At 51.1% G+C, this 21575-nt stretch carries 18 protein-coding genes, 1 tRNA gene and 1 pseudogene; 11 read left to right on the plus strand and 9 right to left on the minus strand.

What is annotated here, in order from left to right; translation table 11 throughout:
- Window positions 1-92: 92 nt before the first annotated feature.
- Entirely contained in the window at window positions 93-953 is an 861-nt protein-coding gene (locus VB712_RS09180) for a M23 family metallopeptidase (RefSeq protein ID WP_323254262.1), read from the minus strand.
- Between the two features lie 27 nt (window positions 954-980).
- Complete coding sequence (locus tag VB712_RS09185) at window positions 981-1196, minus strand: Hfq-related RNA-binding protein (RefSeq protein ID WP_323254263.1); 216 nt, start codon at window positions 1194-1196, stop codon at window positions 981-983.
- A gap of 72 nt (window positions 1197-1268) precedes the next feature.
- On the opposite strand from VB712_RS09185, the gene dapF reads away from it, so the two are divergent.
- The 4 genes from dapF to VB712_RS09205 all read left to right on the plus strand — a co-directional run bounded on the left by dapF (window position 1269) and on the right by VB712_RS09205 (window position 6875).
- Window positions 1269-2117, plus strand: coding sequence for a diaminopimelate epimerase (gene dapF / locus VB712_RS09190; RefSeq protein WP_323254264.1), 849 nt, complete (start codon window positions 1269-1271; stop codon window positions 2115-2117).
- A 67-nt stretch (window positions 2118-2184) separates the two neighbouring features.
- Complete coding sequence (locus VB712_RS09195; protein WP_323254265.1) at window positions 2185-3336, plus strand: hypothetical protein; 1152 nt, start codon at window positions 2185-2187, stop codon at window positions 3334-3336.
- 57 nt (window positions 3337-3393) lie between these two features.
- Window positions 3394-5208 (plus strand): metallophosphoesterase family protein, encoded by a 1815-nt coding sequence (locus VB712_RS09200; RefSeq protein WP_323254266.1) that lies wholly within the window; start codon window positions 3394-3396, stop codon window positions 5206-5208.
- Between the two features lie 173 nt (window positions 5209-5381).
- Window positions 5382-6875, plus strand: a complete 1494-nt coding sequence (locus VB712_RS09205) for a sugar transferase (RefSeq protein ID WP_323254267.1) — start codon at window positions 5382-5384, stop codon at window positions 6873-6875.
- On the opposite strand, the gene VB712_RS09210 is transcribed toward VB712_RS09205, so the two are convergent.
- The 3 genes from VB712_RS09210 to VB712_RS09220 are packed head-to-tail and all read right to left on the minus strand — an operon-like array spanning window position 6872 to window position 11587.
- The gene (locus tag VB712_RS09210; protein WP_323254268.1) at window positions 6872-8869 is read right to left on the minus strand and encodes a response regulator; all 1998 of its coding nucleotides are present in this window, start codon (window positions 8867-8869) and stop codon (window positions 6872-6874) included. The two genes, VB712_RS09205 and VB712_RS09210, sit on opposite strands and share 4 nt — an antisense overlap.
- A gap of 11 nt (window positions 8870-8880) precedes the next feature.
- Entirely contained in the window at window positions 8881-9324 is a 444-nt protein-coding gene (locus VB712_RS09215) for a response regulator (RefSeq protein WP_323254269.1), read from the minus strand.
- Entirely contained in the window at window positions 9284-11587 is a 2304-nt protein-coding gene (locus VB712_RS09220) for an ATP-binding protein (protein ID WP_323254270.1), read from the minus strand. Before VB712_RS09220 ends, VB712_RS09215 begins: the two co-directional genes overlap by 41 nt.
- 536 nt (window positions 11588-12123) lie before the next feature.
- On the opposite strand from VB712_RS09220, the gene urtA reads away from it, so the two are divergent.
- The 5 genes from urtA to urtE all read left to right on the plus strand — a co-directional run bounded on the left by urtA (window position 12124) and on the right by urtE (window position 18075).
- Window positions 12124-13446 (plus strand): urea ABC transporter substrate-binding protein, encoded by a 1323-nt coding sequence (gene urtA / locus VB712_RS09225; protein WP_323254271.1) that lies wholly within the window; start codon window positions 12124-12126, stop codon window positions 13444-13446.
- 69 nt (window positions 13447-13515) lie between these two features.
- Entirely contained in the window at window positions 13516-14508 is a 993-nt protein-coding gene (gene urtB / locus VB712_RS09230; RefSeq protein ID WP_323254272.1) for an urea ABC transporter permease subunit UrtB, read from the plus strand.
- A 72-nt stretch (window positions 14509-14580) separates the two neighbouring features.
- A complete protein-coding gene (gene urtC, locus VB712_RS09235) occupies window positions 14581-15756 on the plus strand; it encodes an urea ABC transporter permease subunit UrtC (RefSeq protein ID WP_323254273.1) in 1176 nt (391 codons plus the stop codon).
- Window positions 15757-16035: 279 nt separating this feature from the next.
- Complete coding sequence (gene urtD, locus VB712_RS09240; protein WP_323254274.1) at window positions 16036-17241, plus strand: urea ABC transporter ATP-binding protein UrtD; 1206 nt, start codon at window positions 16036-16038, stop codon at window positions 17239-17241.
- Between the two features lie 81 nt (window positions 17242-17322).
- On the plus strand, window positions 17323-18075 hold the full coding sequence (gene urtE / locus VB712_RS09245; protein WP_323254275.1) for an urea ABC transporter ATP-binding subunit UrtE: 753 nt from the start codon (window positions 17323-17325) through the stop codon (window positions 18073-18075).
- A 7-nt stretch (window positions 18076-18082) separates the two neighbouring features.
- Here urtE and VB712_RS09250 read toward each other — a convergent pair.
- From VB712_RS09250 to VB712_RS09265, 4 genes are all read right to left on the minus strand, one after another.
- Window positions 18083-18155: transfer RNA gene (locus VB712_RS09250), tRNA-Ala, on the minus strand.
- A 42-nt stretch (window positions 18156-18197) separates the two neighbouring features.
- Window positions 18198-18416, minus strand: coding sequence for a hypothetical protein (locus tag VB712_RS09255; RefSeq protein ID WP_323254276.1), 219 nt, complete (start codon window positions 18414-18416; stop codon window positions 18198-18200).
- A gap of 87 nt (window positions 18417-18503) precedes the next feature.
- Window positions 18504-19271, minus strand: a complete 768-nt coding sequence (gene hisF / locus VB712_RS09260; RefSeq protein WP_323254277.1) for an imidazole glycerol phosphate synthase subunit HisF — start codon at window positions 19269-19271, stop codon at window positions 18504-18506.
- Between the two features lie 79 nt (window positions 19272-19350).
- On the minus strand, window positions 19351-19482 hold the full coding sequence (locus VB712_RS09265; protein WP_323254278.1) for a hypothetical protein: 132 nt from the start codon (window positions 19480-19482) through the stop codon (window positions 19351-19353).
- A 412-nt stretch (window positions 19483-19894) separates the two neighbouring features.
- Here VB712_RS09265 and VB712_RS09270 point away from each other — a divergent pair, with 412 nt between their 5' ends.
- Window positions 19895-21169, plus strand: a complete 1275-nt coding sequence (locus VB712_RS09270) for a methyl-accepting chemotaxis protein (RefSeq protein WP_323254279.1) — start codon at window positions 19895-19897, stop codon at window positions 21167-21169.
- A gap of 96 nt (window positions 21170-21265) precedes the next feature.
- Window positions 21266-21575, plus strand: a pseudogene (locus VB712_RS09275) (RNA-guided endonuclease TnpB family protein); the annotation flags it as partial.

A 21575-nucleotide genomic window follows, 5' to 3' on the forward strand; every position in this document is an offset into this window, starting at 1 on the left:
CCGACGCAAGGGGGAGGTTTTCCTTCCTATCTTGCCGTAAAAACGGGACAAAGGGAAAGATTTTCCGTTCTCTAGAGGAGAATTCAGGGCGATTAATCCACGCCATCGTACCGCCAAGGGACAGGATCAATGGAGATGCCATTGACATATAAACCCCAATGGAGATGGGGGCCGGTGGATGCGCCGGTATTGCCCACCGTGCCAATGCGTTGCCCAGCTTGGACAAATTCCCCTTCGCGGACGGTGATCGTGTGGAGGTGGAGCATGATGCTTAATACCCCTTGGCCGTGGTCTATGCCGACGGTGTTGCCATGGATCCGGAAACCATTGGCTTCGCGATCCACCAGGCGGATATAGCCCGCAGCGGGGGCGACAACGGGTGTACCAGTCCCGGCGGCATAGTCTACGCCGCGATGATAGTAATCCTGGGCAAAGACCCCGTTATAGTACCGCCGGATGCCGTAGGTGGTGGAAACCCGGCCATTGGTGGGGCGGAGGAAGGGGCCGCGCCAATGTTTTTCGGGGGAGACGATCGCCTTAAAGGCAGCGACGCGCTCCAATTCGTAGGGGGTTGCGCCATTACCGCCGCCCCGGACGGTGATCCGTTGGGTGGGAAAGCTGCGGCTTTCAAGGGTAATAGGCAGGGTTTTGGTTTCGCCATCCCCTTGGACTTGGAGGTTCATTGTACCGGGGCGATCCAGGGGGGAGGTGGGGAGGAAGGCCCGGTAACGGCCGGGTTGGAGGGGAAAGGCGGGGAGGGTCGTGCCGTTGTGGGTGATGGTGGGGGCTTGGCTGGGGTTATTGACCTGGACGTTAATCGCAACCGTTTCCCCCAGTTTGGGACGGTTAGGATTGATTTGGACTTCGAGGGCGATCGCCGGGGCAATGGCCGTGAGTACCGTAACACAGGCAGTGGCGAGGGTAAATAGGGGAAAGGTGCGATTCAAAAGCATTTTAGATCATTCAAACAGGGCAGAGGGTTAGGCCGTGACCGCTTTGTGATAGGCGATCGCCTGCCGCCAGGCGACGATCTGTTGGCCACTGGCATCAGTGAGGCAAAGACAATGGGGATCTTGCCATAGTAGTGTTCCTACTAAAATATCCCCCGTCAGGAGTTTAATTTCCACCCCCTGTTTATCGGCAACCCATTGTTGGATTTGGCGCACACTGGGGAATCCAGTTTCAAATTCAGCCATAATGAAATACGCTCAATTGATTAAGAACGGCGAACCCCGCCACTGTTGGATTTAACGTCTGCAAGGATTCCCATGCCCATCGAGTTTAGCAAGTATCACGGCCTTGGCAATGATTTTATTCTCATCGACCATCGTCACAGCCCAGATTTAACCTTGACCCCGGCGCAGGCGGTGGCACTGTGCGATCGCCATTTTGGCATTGGGGCCGATGGCGTGATCTTCGCCCTACCGGGTCAGGGGGGAACGGATTACACAATGCGGATCCTCAACTCCGATGGTTCGGAGCCGGAAATGTGCGGCAATGGCATCCGTTGCCTGGCGCGGTTTTTAGCCCAATTGGAGGGACTGCCCCCCGAAGCAGATCAAACCTATCAAATTCATACCCTCGCGGGGGTGATTGCCCCCCAACTCCAACCCGATGGTCAGGTAACAGTGGATATGGGCCTGCCCCGTTTACAGGCGGAGGACATTCCCACGACGTTAGTGGCAGCGGGGGAAAAGGCGATCGCCCAACCCCTCAGCGTCAAGGATCAAACCTGGGAAGTTACCTGTGTGAGCATGGGCAATCCCCATTGCATCACCTTCGTTGCCGATGTCGCCGCCATCTCCCTCGCCACCCTCGGCCCCCACTTTGAACACCATCCCGCCTTTCCCCAACGGATCAATACAGAATTTATTGAAGTGGTGGCACAGGATTATCTCAAAATGCGCGTCTGGGAAAGGGGGGCGGGGATCACCCTCGCCTGTGGGACGGGAGCCTGTGCTGCTGTGGTGGCAGGGGTGTTAAATGGAAAATGCGATCGCACCACCACCGTTGAACTCCCCGGCGGCAACCTCGTCATCGATTGGAACCCCAACAATCAGCGGATCTACATGACCGGCCCCGCCCAAAACGTGTTTACGGGAACCTTCAACCTTTAAAATAGCTGCAAATCTCGTCGTCCACCACAAAAACTGCTAACCGATTCACTAACGGACACCAAACATTATGAGCGGTGGGATCTATCTTATTCAAGGCGACAATCAACTGGTTGCCATGGCTGAAAAACCCTACGATTCGGAAGCCCTGCTCCAAGAACTCTTGGAAAAATACCCCAATTTATTGGGGATTGACCACCATGATCAACGGTTTAACCAATGGTTGCTAATTAAACGCACCGGCACAATTCCCACCGATGACATGGGCATGGAGCGCTGGTCATTGAACCATCTTTTCCTTGATCACCAAGCCATTCCCACCCTCGTCGAGGTACAGCATGAGGGGGAATATCGCCCCCGGCGGGAAATCATCGGCCAAATGCTCGACTATGCCGCCAATGCCGTGCTCTATTGGCCCGTAGAATCAATTTTGGATCAGTTTGAAATCAACTGTCGTCGCCAGAACCGTGATCCAGAACAGGTTTTTGAGGATTTCCTTGGGGAAAATGCCGACGAAGAGCAGTTTTGGCAGCAGGTGAAAACCAATCTCCAAGCGGGGAAAATTCGCTTAATTTTTGTGGCGGATCACATTCCGGCGGCGATGCAGCGGGTGATTGAATTCCTCAATAAGCAGATGGATCCGGCGGAAGTGTTGGCGGTGGAAATTAAACAATACGTCAGTTTGGAAAATGGCTTAAAAACCCTCGTTTCCAATGTGATTGGCCAAACCGCCGAAGCTCAACAGAAAAAATCCAGCACTGCCCGGGAGCGGCGACAGTGGGATAAAACCTCCTTTCTGTTGGAGTATGCGGCCCGCTATGGCGAGGATGAAATGGTGCTGGTGCGGGAGTTGTATGACTGGATTGAATCCCATCCCAATGATCTCTATCTCCAATGGGGGACGGGGGATGTGTATGGCGGTTTTACGGCGCGGTTAAAATTTCCTTCCCCCTTGGTGGAATTGTTTGCGGTGGGGATTAATGGCACGTTGCAAATTGCTTCGGAGGGCTATGCGGCTAGCCCACCCTTTAATGAAGAGGAGGGTTGGTATGAACTGCGCAATCGCTTGAGTGGCATTGGTTTGGCCCTACCGACGAACCCCTTAGAGCGGCGTTTACCGAATTTTCAGCTTTCGACGTTGCCCGATGATAATGCCCTGGAGCCGGTGTTAGAGCGGTTTGATTGGGTGTTGCAGCAATTGCGGAAAGCAGCGGGGGTTTAATGGCCTGTTAACTTGGCTCTTTTAGAATGGGACTATTGCCTCCATGGATAGCCGGTCATGATTCAGCGATCGCCCTCATCTCAAATGCAAAAATTTTGGCGATCGCCCGCCATGCAGGCGGTGCTGGTCTGCCTTTTCCCCTTTTTGCTGGCCCTGTTTTTAGCCCTCTTGATTGATCGTCCCCCAATGCCCTCTGCGATTAACCCTGAGCAACTGCTCACCGACCCCTTTTTACAACTCCCCACCCAGGACTCGGTGCGGGTGGTGTGGTTTACGGAGTTTGCCGGCACCGAGCATCAGGTGTGGTATGGCGATCGCCTCCAACACCACCAAAAGGCTACCAGCCGCCCCCTCACCCGCCTCCGGGAAGATGCCAAATCCCCCATTGCCAACCCCCCCGCTACCCCCACATTTCGGACGGTGTGGCGACATGAAGCCCTGATTCCCGGTTTAACGCCGGATCAACGGGTTCCTTATCAGGTGCGGAGCCTGCGGGAAACTGGGGAATGGATCCAGAGCGATCGCTTTTCCCTCTCCCCCGCCCCTAGTCCTGGCCGGGGCTTAAAAATTTTACTCACTTCCGATCATCAACTAATGCCGATGACAGCGGCGAACCTGGAAAAAGTGGTGGAAACCCTGGGGGCTGTTGATGGTGTGTTTCTCGCGGGGGATTTGGTGAATATCCCCGATCGCGGCTCAGAATGGTTTGATAGTGCCAAGGGCAACGCCTTTTTTCCCTGTTTACAGGGGCGGGCGGGGTTTGCGATCGCCCAAGCCGCTGGTGGGGAAAAAGTCTATCGCGGTGGCCAAATTATTCAAAACGCCCCCCTCTTCCCCGCCCTGGGCAATCATGAAGTCATGGGCCGGTTTAGTCAGACCCTCACCCTTTCCGACCAATTCAGCGACCCCTATCCCCGGCCCCAGGCGGCGGAATTTTTCCCCGTACCGGGGGGCGATCGTACCCTTGATCCCGGCCTCCAAGCCGCTTGGCTCAAGGCCCACAGCTTCAACAGCGACACCTACGAAGAAATCTTTACCTTGCCCCAAAATAGTCCCGGCGGGAAACGCTACTACGCCGTCAGTTTTGGGGATATTCGCCTGATCAGCCTTTACGTCACCAATATTTGGCGCGTCCCCACCGTGGAGGATGGACGGGTGAGTCGTTACCGCGAACCCCAAGCCACCGCCGCTGATCCCAGTCAGTGGAGCTACGGCCAACATATTTTTGAACCCATCACCCCCGGTACTGCTCAATACGAATGGCTCAAGGCAGAACTGGCCAGCCCTGAATTTCAGCAGGCCAAATATAAAATCGTCATGTTCCACCATCCCGCCCATACCCTCGGGGGCAATATTGTCCCCGCCTACACCGACCCTCAGGCGGTCATTGAGCGGGATGGCACAGGGGCGATTACCGCTGTCCGCTACGAATACCCCCTCGATCAGGACTACATCCACAAATACCTCGAACCCCTCTGGGAGCAAGCAGGAGTGCAACTGGTGTATTACGGTCATTCCCATTTGTGGAATCGTTTTCGCAATACAGCGGGGGTCAATTTCCTCGAATCCTCCAATGTGGGCAATACCTACGGGGCCTATTGGAACGGCACAGAACCCCGCTTTGTCCCCCCTGGTTATCAGGAAACCTACGTCCCCCTGGGTGATCCCTATGGTTTGGAGCCGATCATGCCCACCCTCGCGCCTCTGGTGGATGAACAAAGTAACCAACCCCTGCCCTATATTGCCAGTAACAGTCTGACGGTCTTTAGCATTTTGGATACAGCGACGGGGAACGTCACCAGCTATCGTTTTGATACCACCATGGGTGAGAGTGAGGCGATCGCCTTTGATCAATTCTCCCTCCTTCCCTAACAACCCTCAACATCCCCCGTGGATCACCCCCTACCACTAGATTACAAAAGATGACAATTGAGGCATTTTTAGCCTTTTATTAAAAACATGGCAGGAATAGTACAGGGATGAATCACGATAATGTTATGGTGAGGGGTCTCTCTTTTTCATAAGAGTCGCAAGGATTAATGGTGATGGCATTTAAACAACACGATGATTCTAGCCATTCATTCCATCGGCTTGTTCCAGACCAGCGAGATTTACGGGATGCCCATGCCCTCGGCTTTAGTCGGGGTAGTATTTTTGGTGTGTTGCGGATTTTGCTCTTTATCATTCTGGATGCGGGAATGGTTATTTTAGCCTGGATAGCCGCCAAACGCATTCCAGCGATGATTCCGGGGTTACAAGTGGTGGATGGCTTTTACCTCCTGCCTCACTCCGAGCAGCACCCTGGATTTCTACTCCCGATTATCGTGATCAATACTGGCGTGTTAGTGGCAGCAAATCTCTATGGCCCTCGGTTTCAGCGGCGCAGTTATTTCAGCCTGATCACGAAATTGAGTTTGGCCCAAGCCATCTTAGTGATGATCACATTTTTGTATCAACCAGGGCTGAACTTTTCCCGTTCCACATTTATTTTGGGCTGGCTATTCACAATCCTATTTGTGCTCTTGGCCCGTCTGGGGGCAGAAGGGTTAATCACGCTGTTACGAGAAGAAGGGGCCGTTCGGCGCAAAATCATGCTGGTGGGCCATGGGCAAGATATGGAGCGGGCCCGCCTGTTAATAGAATTAATTAATAAAAAAGAATTCGATATTGTGGCCATGGTGTCCTTAGAAGCACTTGCTGATATGGAGCATTGGCAATCCCGATTAGATGAGGTTTATTTTCAGGGAGCCGGAGAAGTTTTTGTCTGTTCCTGGCAATCGATCAATCATCCCATGGAGTTTTATTGGAGTATTAAATCTTCTGGGCTAAATTTGCGCATTTTGCCCATTGATCTGGAAATTCCTGCCCAACGGCCGCAAATTGAAATGATTGGTGGTATGCCCAGTATTGTTTTTGTGCCGCCGACGTTGGTAGGCAGTGATTTTCTGCTGAAACGCTCCTTTGATGTGGTGATGTCGGCGTTGATTTTAATTTTGGCCAGTCCCCTCTATGTGGCGATCGCCCTCTTGATCCGCTTTGATTCCCCAGGGAAAATTTTCTATAAACAGCAACGGGCGGGCCTGCGGGGCAAAACCATCCAAGTTTGGAAATTTCGCACCATGGTAGAAAATGCCGATCAACTCCAAGCCCTACTAGAAGCCCACAATCAAACCGATGGGGTCTTATTTAAAATGAAAGATGATCCCCGCATTACCAAAGTGGGAAAATTTCTCCGCCGCTACAGTTTAGATGAAATTCCCCAAGTGATTAATGTCCTGTTTGGTACGATGAGTTTAGTGGGGCCGCGGCCCCTGCCCCTGCGGGATGTGGAGCGGTTTCAAGATCATCATCATTTGCGCCACAATGTCATGCCTGGCATTACCGGCCTTTGGCAGGTTTCCGGTCGCTCCGATATTACCGATTTTGATGAGGCATTTAAGTTAGATATTGCCTATATTCAAAACTGGTCCTTAGGGCTAGATTTTCAGATTTTATTGCGGACGATTAAAGTGGTGTTGGGGAAAGAAGGAGCCTATTAAGGGAGAAGGCAACTGTGGAGGGTTTTGAGGAGATCATGGGTGTGGATCGGTTTATCTAAAAAGGCGGCAAAGCCTTGGCGTTTGGCATTTTGGGCCGCTTCGCTGGCATTGAGGCCACTCATGGCGATCGCCTTCACCGCTGGATTAATTTGTTGCAGCAGGGGCAGCGTTGCCCCCCCATCCATAATCGGCATCATTAAATCCACAATCACCGCCGCAACTTCTTCCTTTTGCTCCGCATAGCGGGCAATGGCATCTAAACCATGGCTAGCAGTAATCACCCGGTATTGATAGGTCTCTAACATTGTTTTAATCACCTCCCGAATCGCCACCTCATCATCCACCACTAAAATTAACTCCCCTGCTCCAGAACAATGCTCCATCTCATCCGTGGGCAGAATTAAGGCAACGGTGGTGGCGGGTAAATAAATATGGAATTGGCTGCCGCCATGGATTTGACTTTGCACATCAATAAATCCCCCATGGCTTTTGACAATCCCTAACACGGCGGATAGGCCTAATCCTGTCCCCTTGCCAATTTCCTTAGTGGTGAAAAAGGGGTCAAAAATGCGCGGCAACAGGGCCGGCGCGATGCCCATGCCGGTATCGCTGATCGTGATTTCCACATGGGGGCCGGCGATCGCCTCTAAATGGTGTCGCGCTAAAACCTCATCCACCATCACATTCGCCGCCGTAATACTGAGGCTACCGCCGTGGGGCATGGCATCACGGGCATTAACACAGAGATTCATCAACACCTGATGCAATTGGGTGACATCCCCATGCACCATCCACAAATCCGGGTCTACTTCTACAAAAATATCAATGGATTTAGGCAGCGTTTGGCGAATAATATGGCGAATTTCCGTAATTAGGTGATTAACCTGTAAACAGACACGTTTCCCCTCAATCCCCCGCGCAAAGGAAAGGATTTGCTTAATTAAATCACTCCCTCGCCGCGCACTGGTTTCCAGGATGGTCAACAGGTTGCGGGTCTGTTCATTGAGGTCGGGAAACTTGAGGGGCAGCAATTGGGCAACGGAGAGAACGGGGGTGAGGATATTGTTAAGGTCGTGGGCAATGCCGCTGGCGAGGGTTCCTAAACTTTCGAGCCGCTGGGCCCGCAAAAATTGCGCCTCCAATTGCTTTTTCTCGGTGATATCCATATGCAGGCCGATCATCCGTTGGGGTTGCCCCTGCTCTGCTTTGAAAACCGTGCTGGTGATGGCAATCCAATGGAGTTGGCCATCGGGCCAAATAATCCGAAATTCCAAATTTAACCCTTGGCCATGGGTTAAGACCTCCTCAATGGCCCGCTCGACTTTGCTCCGGTCTTCGGGATAAATACGCTCTAACCAAGGGAAAGGGCGATCGCTAAAACTCCCCGGTGCTAATCCATAGAGGGCCTCTAACTCCGCCGTCCATAACACCCGATATCCCGGCAAAAGCCATTCAAAAGTACCAATCTTGCCCACCTGTTGCGCGAGGGCAAGGCGGTCTTGAATTTGTTGCCGCCAGGCAATTTCCTGACGGAGGGATTCATTGGCCGCCTTTAATTCCGCCGTGCGTTGTTGCACCCGCAACTCTAGGGTTTCATTGGCAATGCGCAGCGCTTCGGCGCTTTGCTTGCGCTCAATGGCATAGCGCAACGCCCGCACCAAAATTTCTGGGTTAATTTGGCGCTTAATCAGATAATCCTGCGCCCCATGGCGCACCGCCCGCACCGCCAATTCATCATCATTGGTATTGGTGAGGACGACAATGGGCAAATGGGGAGCCACTCCGGTGAGGCTATCGAGGGAAGCCAAACCATAGCTATCCGGGAGGGTCAGATCCAATAAAATAACGGCAAAATCTTCATTAGCCAAACGGGCCATGGCCGCCTGTAACCGCTGCACATGAACCAAATGGCTCTTTGTTAAAGCACTGCCCTTGAGCACTTCCTGTAAAAGTCTGGCATCGGCCAAACTATCCTCAATCAAAAGGATTGCCAATTGATCGGTGCTTAGGACTGACGGGGGGGTAGGGTGACAGTTTCTAACCAAAATGCCTCAATGCCCCGGACAATTTTGAACAATTCGCTCAAATTCCGGGATTTGGAAATGTAGCAGTTGACATGTAGATCATAACTTTTAATGATGTCATCATCATTGCGAGATGTGGTTAAAACCACGACGGGAATCCGTTTAAGTCGCGGATCGGCTTTGATTTCCGCCAAAACTTCCCGGCCATCCTTGCGGGGGAGGTTGAGATCCAACAGGATCAGATCCGGTAAGACCGCCGGTTGATCCCCTTCGCCCCGCAGGCAGGCCATGGCTTCCACCCCATCACGGGCGATCGCCACTTCATAATCGACAGCACTCCCCTTGAGAGCCTCTTGAATGAGGCGAATATCGCCCCAATTGTCCTCAACTAAAAAGATAATTTTGCGCTTTACGTCGGTTAACATGATGGCGATCGCGACCTCCCACTGGCAATGTGAAATAAAATGTAGCACCTTGCCCGAGTTCAGACTCTACCCAAATTCGGCCCCGGTGGCAATCAACAATTTTTTTGCAAATTGCCAAACCCATGCCAGAGCCATGATATTCATCACGGGTATGGAGACGTTGGAAAATTACAAAAATGCGATCGGCAAATTGGGGATCTAGGCCAATGCCATTATCTCGCACGGCAAACAGCCAATGATCATCGTGACGCTCCACGCCAATATGAATCTGGGGAGATACATCAGGGCGTTGAAACTTAATGCCATTGCCGATCAAGTTTTGGAACAGTTGCATCAGTTGTGTGGCATCGGCCACCACTGTGGGTAACTCATCCCAGGTGATTTCCGCTTGGGTTTCATGGATACGACTGCGCAAATTGCCCACCGCTCGGTTCACCGCCGTTTCTACTGCCGTTAACTCACAGTCAATCCCTTGGAGATCCACCTTAGAATAGGCCAACACATCATCAATCAAGGTTTGCATTAAGCTCACCCCATCGACAGCAAAATTAATAAACTCCTTGGCATCCTCATCTAAGGCATGGTCATAGCGCATTTCCAACAACTGCACATAGTTGGCCACTTGGTTCAAGGGTTCTTGAAGATCATGGGAAGCCACATAGGCAAACTTTTTCAACTCGGCATTAGAACGTTCTAAATCCTGGGCCAGGAGGGCTAAATCCTCCGCTTGTCGTAGGACAATATTGACAATTGCCTTACGCAATTCCAACGTTGAGCGAATTTCCACCTCTTGCCAAGGCAACGAGGTCAGTTGTACGGTTTCTTTCCAGAGGGCAAAGGACTGCCGGGGACAAAGCTTGATGTTACCGTCTTGATCTTCGAGATAATAAGCTTCACCGGGATTGCCCCCCCAATTCACCGTTTGCAACACTTCTGGCCGGAACCAGAGGAGAAAACTGTGTTTAGCAATGGGAATGGCCAATAAACCACTGGCTACGGCTTTAAACCGCTCCGCTTCAAAATACACCGAGGGTAAAGAATCGGTGACAAAAACTTCATCGGTGACGGTTTTCGTCAACCATTGCAGCAAATAGTTCAATTCTTGCTGATCGGGGGTTTTACCCAGGGTTGTCCAATGGCCGTTAAAGCAGATGGCGGCCCCGCTAGCATTGGCTAAATCTAACAGTGTGACCGGCCCAGTCACCAAACCTTGGATAAAATCATCGGCTTCGGACATCGCTTCAATGAGCGTTGTTTGTACCCGCGCCAACTTCATCCGGTAATGGTAATCTGCCTCTTCTTCACGGTTGGCAATTTCAGTGAAGACGACGCGACCGAGGAATTCGCAGGCTTTACGGAGTTCGTAGGGGACTTGTTTAGGGGTGCGGTGGTGGCAGGCGATTAACCCCCAAAGCCGCTGATCTTTAATCAAAGAAATAGTCAGAGATGCGCCCACCCCCATGTTTTGTAAATATTCCAAATGGCAGGGGAAGGGGCTGCGGAGGATCGAAAGGGTTAAATCCGTGGGTTGGTGCGATCGCGGATTAACATCGGGATACAGGCGCACTGGCTCGGCGGTGCTATCGGGGATCATCCGAATCCAGTTAGACAGGAAGAGATGACGAGCCGGGGCGGGAATATCCGACTCGGGGAAATGTAGGCCGAGGTAAGATTCTAGTTCAGAAACTTTCGCTTCAGCCAGAACTTCGCCGTGGTTATCCTGGTCAAAGCGGTAGAGCATGACCCGATCAAATTCGGTCATTTTTTGCACTTCCTGGACAATCACCTGACAAAAATCCTGAAGATTGGCGGTGGATTCAAGGCGGTGAATGGAGGCTTTGGCGAGATGGTAAAAACTTAAGAAGGGGATTTCTTCCTGAACAATGGCCGGTTCACATTCCATCACCAGTTGCTGATCCGCTGTGCGATGAAACACCGCATCAAACACTTGATAATCATCACCGTGACGACGTATCCAAATTTTACTGGGGTTAATGCTATCTAGGTTGGAGCCGTACAAGCCTGCTTTAATGCGATCCACTTGGAACGAATCGAGAATCACTTCTAAACTTTGGCCGAGGAGTTGCTCCGGGGCCATGCTGAGGAGCAACTGTGTATTTTGGCTCACTTGCAAAATCGTTAAGTCATCTTCCGCCAATACCAAAAGGATCCCATGGGGTTGGACTTGGGTGAGAGTATGAATAACCGGTTGCTTAAGCTGATTGAGATCGTAGTCTACGGTTGTAAAATTGAGGTTTCCCATAATCACCTGCTCCACACGGGATCGAGAATCATTGCGATCGCCCCCGTTTTGCTCATTTAGCCGAATTTGCCAAGATTGCAGCGAATTTCTAAGGGGTCTCTTCTTTGACGTTAATCGATTTTGTCGAAAAATGTCGCCAAAACAACATTAAATAAAGCCTCAATTTAAAGACTTTTGTGACGGAACGTCATGATTAATCACAGAAGAATACAAAACGTTAAAAGTCGCGATGGCTGCCAATCCTCTAAGGTGAGCTTTCTCGCTCCCCGGATTAAGATTTATTGCGGACAGCTTGCCCCCTTGGCCCAAGTCGGGGAAATCCATGGGCAGGGGAGAGGCGATCGCCCCCCATCACCCCCACAACATTCACCGTAATATTTCTTAATATTTCCCCTCCTCAGTGAATAATGGTAGTTCAGACTACAAAAAATCTGGAACTAGGGATCTACGATGATTGCTCTTAATCTTGCGGTTTCCCTGCCTACCTGCTCAGAAACTGCCGGAACCAACTTGTGAACGTGAGGTAACGAACGGAAATGGTACAACCTAACTTTGGGCGACGGAAATTCCTGCTCTACGGTACAGCCGCCCTAGGAACCAGCATTTTATTGAAAGCCTGTGGTGCTCCCCCCGAAGAAGGAGGCACCACAACTCCCGATGAGGGTGGCACAACATCCACCCCTAGCGGTGACGGAGACACGATTAAAGTCGGCATTCTCCATTCCCTCAGCGGCACAATGGCCATCAGTGAGACCACCGTCGTTGATGCTGAAAAGCTCGCCATTAAAGAAATCAACGCCGCTGGTGGTGTTTTAGGCAAGCAAATCGAAGCAATCATCGAAGATGGCGAATCCGATTGGCCCACCTTTGCGGAAAAAGCCGGCAAACTCATCGACCAAGACCAAGTTTCCGTCGTCTTTGGTTGCTGGACTTCCGCCAGCCGTAAAGCCGTCCTGGATGTGTTTGAGTCCAAAGACCATATGCTTTGGTATCCCGTCCAGTACGAAGGCCAAGAATGTTCTCAAAACGTCTTCTACACCGGAGCCGCCCCCAACCAGCAGATCGAGCCAGCGGTGGAATGGCTGCTGGAAAATAAAGGCAAGCAATTTTTCCTCGTCGGTTCGGACTATGTGTTCCCCCGTACCGCCAACACCGTCATTAAAGAGCAACTCAAAGCCCTCGGTGGCGAAACCGTTGGCGAAGACTACCTCCCCTTAGGCAATACGGAGGTTACACCGATCATCACCCGGATTCAGCAGGCCCTCCCCGATGGCGGCGTGATCTTCAACACGCTCAACGGCGATAGTAACGTCGCATTTTTCAAACAAATGCAGGGGGCAGGCCTTGGCCCCGATAAATACCCCGTCATGTCTGTGAGTGTGGCAGAAGAAGAAGTCCGGCAAATTGGCCCCGAATTCCTCAAGGGTCACTACGCCTCCTGGAACTATTTCCAAACCGTTGAAACCCCTGAAAATGAAAAATGGGTGGCGGATTTTAAAGCGGAATACGGCGACGATCGCGTCACCAACGACCCCATGGAAGCCGCCTACATCATGGTTTACCTTTGGAAGCAGGCCGTTGAAGAAGCGGGAAGCACCGATATTGAAGCCGTGCGAGCAGCAGCAGTGGGGCAAACCTTTGATGCTCCCGAAGGCAAAGTCACGATGAACGCCAATCATCACCTTTCCAAAACCGTGCGCATTGGTGAAATTCGTGAAGACGGGATGTTTGAAATCGTCTACGAAACCGATGGCCCCGTTGATCCTCAACCCTGGAACCAGTTTGTGCCGGATACCAAAGGGTATGGCTGCGACTGGACTGATCCCGCCAAGGGCGAACGTTACAAGGTGGAGGCATAACTAGAGGTTAACTCAACGGTCATCGCCCTGATGACCGTTGATTTGTCACTCTATTCAGGAAAACCCACTATGGCTGATTTTGCTCTGCAATTGTTCATTGGTGCGTTTAATGGCATCAGCATTGGTGCAGTTCTCTTGATCGCGGCCCTGGGCTTGGCGATCGTCTTTGGGTTAATGGGGGTGATTAATCTCGCCCATGGAGAACTGATGATGCTGGGGGCCTATGCCACCTTTTTTGTTCAAAATATTTTCAATAGCTGGGGCGACCCTTGGGCCCAGATGTATACGATCGCCGCCATTCCCGTCGCCTTTATCGTTGCGGCCTTGGTGGGGTTAATTCTTGAACGAGGGGTGATCCGCTTCCTCTACGGCCGGCCCTTGGAAACCCTCCTGGCCACCTGGGGGGTGAGTTTAATTCTGCGGCAATTTGTCCGTACCACCGTTAGCACTCGTAACGTCGATGTCACCGCGCCCGCCTGGTTACGAGGGGGGATCCAAATTCCCACGGGGGCCGTGCCGATTCAACTGCCCTATGCGCGGATTTTTATTATTATTCTGACGATTATTTGTGTGGTGGGGGTGTATTTCTTCCTCAACCGCTCTAGCTGGGGGCTGCGGATTCGCGCCGTCACCCAAAACCGGCCCATGAGTGCCTGCTTAGGGATTCCTACAGCCCAAGTAGATGCCCTCACCTTTGCCCTGGGTTCTGGTTTGGCAGGGGTAGCGGGTTGTGCGATTACGCTGTTGGGATCAGTGGGGCCGAATACGGGTCAAAACTATATCATTGATACGTTCATGGTGGTGGTTGTGGGCGGTGTGGGTAATCTGTTTGGGTCAATTATTTCCGCTATGGTGATTGGCATTGTCACCTACTTGATCGGTTCGGGAACCTTTGCCACCTTGCTTAACCCGGTGGAATGGTTGCAGCCCGTGGTAGGTTTTTTCAACTTTTTTGCCGATTCGAGTATGGCCAAAGTGATGGTTTTTGGTTTGATTATTGCCTTTCTCCAGATTCGGCCAGCGGGAATTTTTCCGCCCAAAGGCCGCGCTGTCGAGCTATAACCCTAATCCTCCCTTTGATCAGGGGGGCTAGGGGAGAATTTTTCCCCTCTTTACTTTCTAGATAAAAACGTTATGACCGCTGAGGGCTTGAGTTCCATTCAACAAAAAAAGGCGATCGCCACCCGCCGATTGCTGATCGAAGGGATTGCCATTGTCGTCTTTGGCATCGTCCTCATGGGGGTGATTCCTTCCCTGTTACCCGCTTTTCAACTGAAGCTGTTGGGGCGGTTTCTATCCTTGGCGATTGTAGCGTTGGGGGTTGATCTAATTTGGGGTTACACGGGCCTATTGAGTTTGGGCCAAGGGATTTTCTTCGCCCTAGGGGGCTATGGCTTGGCCATGCACCTGAGCTTGCAACTTCCTGAAGGCCAAATTCCCAGCTTCTTTAGCCTCTATGGGGTTGAGAAACTGCCGTTTTTTTGGTATCCCTACTATTCCTTTCCCCTGACGCTGATTCTGATCGTACTCGTGCCGGGGATTGTGGCAGGAATTTTAGGTTATGTGGTGTTTCGTAACCGGATTAAGGGGGTGTATTTTTCCATTCTCACCCAAGCGGCATTACTGGTCTTTTTCAACTTTTTTAATGGCCAGCAAAAGCTGATTAACGGCACCAATGGCTTAAAAACCGATACAGCAGAATTGTTTGGTCAGGTGGTGGGTTCTCCCCGCATGCAGTGGATGTTTTATCAGTACACCGTCCTAGCGTTGATTGCTGTTTACCTGCTTTGTCGGTGGCTCACCAGTGGCCGGTTTGGGCGGCTTTTGGTGGCGATCCGGGATGATGAAAACCGGGTGCGGTTTTCAGGGTACGATCCCACTTGGTTTAAGGTGTTGGTGTTCGCCGTTTCAGGGGCGATCACCGGCATCGCAGGTGCTTTATCCACAATTCAATCCGGGATTATTACCCCAAGTGAAATGGAGGTAGCCTTTTCCATCGAAATCGTGATCTGGGTAGCGGTGGGGGGCCGGGCAACCTTGGTGGGAGCGCTGATCGGTACATTATTGGTGCAATATGCCCGCGTTACGTTGAGTGCCAAATTTCCAGAAGCTTGGCTCTTTTTCCAAGGCTTTTTATTCCTGTTGGTGGTGACGGTGTTACCCGATGGGATTATCGGGTGGTTGACCGCGTTTGTCTGGCCAAAGGTGCGATCGCGCTTTGGTTTTGCGCCACCGCTGATGACCTATCCCAGTTTGGAAACGGATCCCGAAGTTTTGGCTGAACGGGAGCAATTAACCAAACCCAAATAACTCCTCAGAACTATCCTTTAAGACTGATGATCCCCCCGGCTACGCCGACCCCCTTAAAAAGGGGGTGAAAATTCAAAAACTCCCTGCAAGGCTGATGATCCCCCCGGCTACGCCGACCCCCTTAAAAAGGGGGTGAAAATTCAAAAACTCCCTGCAAGGCTGATGATCCCCCCGGCTATGCCGACCCCCTTAAAAAGGGGGTGAAAATTCAAAAACCCCCCTTTTTAAGGGGGGCGGGGGCAGGGGGGATCCCTTCCCATCTCTCAGTGATCAACCACCATGGCTGCCCCTATCCTTGAAATCGAAAATCTCACCGTCAGTTTTGACGGATTTAAAGCCCTCAATAACCTGACTTTTGCCATGCAACCCGGTGAATTGCGGGTGATCATTGGCCCCAATGGTGCCGGGAAAACCACATTTCTCGACATCATCACCGGCAAAGTCCAACCCACCAGCGGCACGGTGCGGTTTAAAGGTAAGGATCTGCGCAAAATTCCCGAACACCAGATTTCACGACTGGGCATTGGCCGCAAATTCCAAACCCCCCGCGTTTACCTCAACTTGACGGTGCGGGAAAATCTTGATCTGGCCACTAATCGACGGAAAAATGTCTTAGCAACGTTGTTGCGGAAACCCACGGGAGGCGATCGCCAAACCATCATTCGCCTCTTAGAAACGATCAGCCTCAGCAGCAAAGCCGATTTTCCTGCTAACCTCCTTTCTCACGGCGAAAAGCAGCGGCTAGAAATTGGGATGTTAGTGGCTCAATCTCCTGATTTACTCTTAGTAGATGAACCTGTAGCGGGTCTCACCGATGAAGAAACGGAACGAGTGGGGGATCTGCTCATTTCCCTCGCCCAAAGTCATTCGATCATTGTCATTGAACATGATATGGAGTTTGTGCGGCAAATTGCCCGCCAAGTGACGGTATTGCATCAGGGTTCTGTCCTCTGTGAAGGCACAATGGATGAGATCCAAGATGATCCCCGCGTCATTGAAGTGTATTTAGGTCAAGCTCCAACGGTGACACCGGATCAGATGCGGATCTTGCGGATTGCGGCGGCGATGGCTTGGGCCGATGGCAATTTTGCCCCGGAACAAATGCGGGTGATTTTAAACCGTCTCAGTCAACAGTTTTCTAATGATCCGGCCCATCAAGCGGAATTGCGGGAGGAGTTAAAAAATTATCTCGGCAAAGAAATTTCTCTCGAAACCTTAGTCCCTCAAATCACTACAGAAGAGGAGCGGGAAACAGTGCTGCGTCTCAGCTATGAAATTATTCGCTCGAACAGGATTAATGAGGCGGGTACTGTGGTTTATCAAAAACTGTTGGAATTCTTAAATCTGCCGCCGGCAATGGTTCAAACCATTGAGGCGGAAATTGAAGCCCAATATGCTGAAGTTGCTCCAGTACAAGACATGGCTTCATCCCAGGATACGCCTCCCGTAGAAACTGAAGATCTTCCCCCGTCCGAAACCCGCTAAAAACCTTCAAGTACAAAACCCCCCCCTTTTTAAGCAGGGGGGATCCCTCCCCCATTGCAAACTTTCACACCCTTTAAACCCATGACCCAAACGACCCCCCAATCCCCTACTACTGAACGGAGCGATCGCCAAATTCTCAACATCGCCGATTTAAACGTCTATTACGGTGAAAGTCACATTTTACGCAATGTGGATATGAGTGTCCGGCCGGGAGAAATGGTCTGTTTAATTGGTCGCAATGGGGTTGGTAAAACCACGCTGTTAAAAACCCTGATTGGCCTGTTAAAACCCCGTACCGGAACCATTCAATTTATGGGGGAATCTTTGGCGAAAAAAACACCGGATCAGCGGGCGCGGCTGGGTATTGGCTATGTGCCACAAGGTCGGGATGTGATTCCGAGGGTGACAGTGCGGGAAAATTTGCTTTTGGGTTTGGAGGCGCGACCAAAGGGGAGCCGCAAATTAAACACGATCCCAGAGGAGATTTTCGAGTTATTTCCGGTACTAAAGACGATGTTAAACCGGATGGGGGGGGATTTGAGTGGCGGGCAACAGCAACAGTTGGCGATCGCCCGTGCCTTAATGGGCAAACCCCAGTTATTGGTTTTGGATGAACCCACAGAGGGAATTCAACCGTCAATTATTTTGGAAATTGAAGCGGCGGTGAAAGGCATTATTGCCAATACCGGCATTTCGGTGCTGTTAGTGGAGCAGCATCTCCATTTTGTCCGCCAAGCGGATCGGTATTACGCCATGCAAAAGGGAGGCATTGTCGCCTCAGGACGCACCCAAGACCTCAGCCAAGAAGTGATTCAACAATTCTTAGCCGTTTAATTAAAAATGGAGCTAAGCGGATTCGAACCGCTGACCCCCTGCATGCCATGCAGGTGCTCTACCAACTGAGCTATAACCCCTTATTGTGCATTATTGATTATGCCGGACGGTTGCCAGGGTTGTCAAGGGGATTGGTACAAATAGGCGGGATAGTGACTGGTGGTGAGGTACGTGATGCAGTTATTCATCAGAAAGTAGACCACCATTAAGGCCGCCGCAGATAGGGACACGAGGGTTCCTGCCAGCATGAGGGAAAATTCCTGTTTCTGCACAGCCTCCTGCATGAGGTGAAGTGACCATGCAACGAGGGCCACATCAAAGATGAGAATAGGAATGAGCATATCTTACGATTTGTAACAATCTACTCCATTCTAATACAGAAAATTAAGAACGGTAAGGTGAATTTACCAGGGCAAGGGGGGATAACCCTACCGCCGTACCGGGATCCGGCATTCCTGAAGATAATCTTTAATTTCTGTAACAGTCAATTGGCCGTAGTGCAAAAGAGATGCTAGCAGGGCCGCTTCGGCTTTACCCTCGCTAAAAGCTTCGTAAATATGCTGAGTCGTCCCCGCGCCCCCGGAGGCAATCACCGGCACTTCCACCGCTTCAGCGACTTGGCGCGTTAGCTCCAGATCGTAGCCTGCCTGAGTGCCGTCAGCATCCATACTGGTGAGCAAAATTTCCCCCGCGCCATATTCTGTAACTTGCTTGGCCCAGGTGAGGGCATCTAAGCCCGTATTTTCCCGCCCGCCGCGAATATAGACATCCCAGCCGGGATTTTGGGGATCGGTGCGGCGTTTGGCATCGATCGCCACCACAATACATTGCGACCCAAAGCGATCGCTCGCCGCTTTAATAAAATCGGGATCCCGTACAGCGGGGGAGTTCATGCTCACTTTATCGGCCCCAGCCCGCAATAATTCTTTAATTTTCTCTAAGGAGCTAATCCCACCCCCCACGGTGAGGGGAATAAACACCTGTTCAGCGGTACGGTAAACCACATCCAGGATAATATCCCGGTCTTCATGGGTGGCGGTGATATCCAAAAACACCAATTCATCGGCCCCTGCTTCGTTATACACCTGGGCTAACTCGACGGGATCGCCGGCATCTTGGAGGTTGACAAAGTTCACGCCTTTGACGACGCGGCCCGATTGCACATCTAAACAGGGGAGAATGCGTTTCGCTAACATGATGGCTTGGCTAGAAAAGGATTAGGGTCTCTTTTAATGTACCGGAGATTGAGGCGGGAGGCGATCGCATCGGTGCGGTCTACAATTTGTTAGGAGAAAAAAGCCAAGCACGGGAGTCTTTAAACCAAGCCTTGCCCCCTGATCGGGTGGTGAGCGATCGCGCCAACTCCACCCCAAACAATTGAGCTAAACCGACAAACCCAATGGACAACCCCCTGAGCGCCCAATATCTTTGTTACATACATTTGTATCTATTCGTCCTCAGTTCAAAAAATCCGACATATTGACAATGCTGTAATAATCTGGCTGTGAACCGTGAAAATTGAGATAAAATCTGCTCCATAGACCCGGGGAGAGAGACAATGATTATAACGTGGCTATTCAATCGAAAAATCGGGACAAAATTGGCAATATTGGGCATGACGGTCATTGTGCTAATTTTCATGAATATTGTCGGGATGATAGAAATCGGTAAAACCGGATATTTTCAATTTTTAGAACGTGAACATATTGAGTTTGTCTTGTTAATGCAGACTAAGCTCGGACAAATACAAGACACCATACAACAGACTAATGGGGTAGACAAGAGGCTAATTAATGCTCCCTCAACCGAACGCCTAGAAATGGGTTTACAACCTCTCCTCAACAACACATTAGCTCTACCGATTGCCTGTCTTGATGCCGTCAATGGCTTTGAACGATCTGCATTTACGTTGCTTGGTTTTGGTGAGGTGTTTGAACTTTGCGAAAATGATATTGTTGATCTCACCGAAGCTAACGAGATCATTGAAAACTACTTAGATGAAAATCTGTCACCCATGTCCTTTGTCGCGGCCTTTCAAGATTATCTAAGCACGATTCAAAAGAATTCCCGTCGATTCTCGATCCTCGTTCCTAAAGCCCGCAATACTGTCACCCATCTGATTTTGATTGCTACCACAATTCTATCTTTTTTCGTTTTGGGTTTATTTGTGGTCGTTGCAAATATGTTAAGAGCACCAATCATGGCGATGGCTGCAAGGATTAAGGAGATTGCTAGGGGTGAGGGGGATTTAACCCGACGATTTAACATCACCTCACAGGATGAGATCGGAGATGTGGCCTATTGGTTTAACCTGTTCATCGAAAAACTCCAGGGGGTGATGATCAATGTTAAGAATGTGACTCGCCATCTGGCGGAAGGAAGTGATGGGATGCGTGTTAATGCAGCGGCGATGTCAGTGGGGGTAGGCTCCCAGGCGGCGGCGGCTGAACAGGTTTCTACCTCGATGAAAGAGATGGCGGCCACGATTCGTCAAAACACCGAAAATGCCCGCCAAACTGAGCAATTGGCCCTCCAGGCGGCTGCGGATGCGAGAGACAGTGGGCAGGCGGTTGCTGAAGCGGTGCTGGCGATCCAGCAAATTGCTCAAAAAATTTCCGTGATTGAGGATATTACGCGCCAAACCCAGATGCTTTCATTCAATGCTTCTATTGAGGCGGTTCGAGATCAGGTCAATGGCCGAGGATTTGGGGTGGTGGCATCGGAGGTGCGGAGATTGGCGGAACGAAGCCAAACTGCGGCGATCGCCATTACAGATCTGGCCAATACTGCTGTAATTGTGGTGGAAAAAGCGGGGGCAATGTTGCGGCGACTGGTGCCAGATATTCAAAAAACTGCTGAGTTAGTCCAGGCAATTAGTGCAGCAAGCACAGCCCAAAATACGGAAACTGAACAAATTAACCGAGCGATTCAGCAATTAAACAATGTCACTCAACAGAATGCGGCAACCTCGCAACAATTGGCCTTAACAGCGGCAGAACTTTCTACCCAATCGGAACAACTCCAGCAAACGATCGCCTTTTTTAACACCGAGGGAACTCGCCAAAAGCGTTACGAAAATAGTGCGAGAGTCTGAAAGCCCCGTCGCTGTCTTCGCGGGGATGAAAGACGACAGGGCGACTTTAGTCGCCGTCCTTGCAGGGCAGCTTATATTGTGTGCTAGGATATAGTCATGATTGTACTAGAGTTTAAAGCCTACGGAAAGCCCCAGCAATTCAGCGCCATAGACGAGGCGGTGAGAACAGTCCAGTTCATCCGAAACAAAGCCATCCGTTATTGGATGGACAACCGGGGAACTGGACAGAACGATCTGCAAAAGCTATGCGCTCAACTGGCTCAGGAATTCCCTTTCGCTGCTGAACTCAACAGCATGGCTCGCCAAGCATCCGCAGAAAGAGCCTGGAGTACAATCTCGCGATTCTACGAAAACTGCAAGCAGGGTATCCCCGGAAAAAAGGGATTCCCCTCCTTCAAGAAAAATA

It is taken from the genome of Spirulina sp. CCNP1310 (assembly GCF_034932185.1).
Taxonomy (GTDB): Bacteria; Cyanobacteriota; Cyanobacteriia; order Cyanobacteriales; family Spirulinaceae; genus Spirulina.

Excerpts from the sequence above, each read along its gene's own strand:
- VB712_RS09180 (WP_323254262.1), bottom strand. The coding sequence starts at position 953 with ATGCTTTTGAATCGCACCTTTCCCCTATTTACCCTCGCCACTGCCTGT.
- VB712_RS09185 (WP_323254263.1), bottom strand. The coding sequence starts at position 1,196 with ATGGCTGAATTTGAAACTGGATTCCCCAGTGTGCGCCAAATCCAACAA.
- dapF (WP_323254264.1), top strand. The coding sequence starts at position 1,269 with ATGCCCATCGAGTTTAGCAAGTATCACGGCCTTGGCAATGATTTTATT.
- VB712_RS09195 (WP_323254265.1), top strand. The coding sequence starts at position 2,185 with ATGAGCGGTGGGATCTATCTTATTCAAGGCGACAATCAACTGGTTGCC.
- VB712_RS09200 (WP_323254266.1), top strand. The coding sequence starts at position 3,394 with ATGATTCAGCGATCGCCCTCATCTCAAATGCAAAAATTTTGGCGATCG.
- VB712_RS09205 (WP_323254267.1), top strand. The coding sequence starts at position 5,382 with ATGGCATTTAAACAACACGATGATTCTAGCCATTCATTCCATCGGCTT.
- VB712_RS09215 (WP_323254269.1), bottom strand. The coding sequence starts at position 9,324 with ATGTTAACCGACGTAAAGCGCAAAATTATCTTTTTAGTTGAGGACAAT.
- VB712_RS09220 (WP_323254270.1), bottom strand. The coding sequence starts at position 11,587 with ATGGGAAACCTCAATTTTACAACCGTAGACTACGATCTCAATCAGCTT.
- urtA (WP_323254271.1), top strand. The coding sequence starts at position 12,124 with ATGGTACAACCTAACTTTGGGCGACGGAAATTCCTGCTCTACGGTACA.
- urtB (WP_323254272.1), top strand. The coding sequence starts at position 13,516 with ATGGCTGATTTTGCTCTGCAATTGTTCATTGGTGCGTTTAATGGCATC.
- urtC (WP_323254273.1), top strand. The coding sequence starts at position 14,581 with ATGACCGCTGAGGGCTTGAGTTCCATTCAACAAAAAAAGGCGATCGCC.
- urtD (WP_323254274.1), top strand. The coding sequence starts at position 16,036 with ATGGCTGCCCCTATCCTTGAAATCGAAAATCTCACCGTCAGTTTTGAC.
- urtE (WP_323254275.1), top strand. The coding sequence starts at position 17,323 with ATGACCCAAACGACCCCCCAATCCCCTACTACTGAACGGAGCGATCGC.
- VB712_RS09255 (WP_323254276.1), bottom strand. The coding sequence starts at position 18,416 with ATGCTCATTCCTATTCTCATCTTTGATGTGGCCCTCGTTGCATGGTCA.
- hisF (WP_323254277.1), bottom strand. The coding sequence starts at position 19,271 with ATGTTAGCGAAACGCATTCTCCCCTGTTTAGATGTGCAATCGGGCCGC.
- VB712_RS09270 (WP_323254279.1), top strand. The coding sequence starts at position 19,895 with ATGGGTTTACAACCTCTCCTCAACAACACATTAGCTCTACCGATTGCC.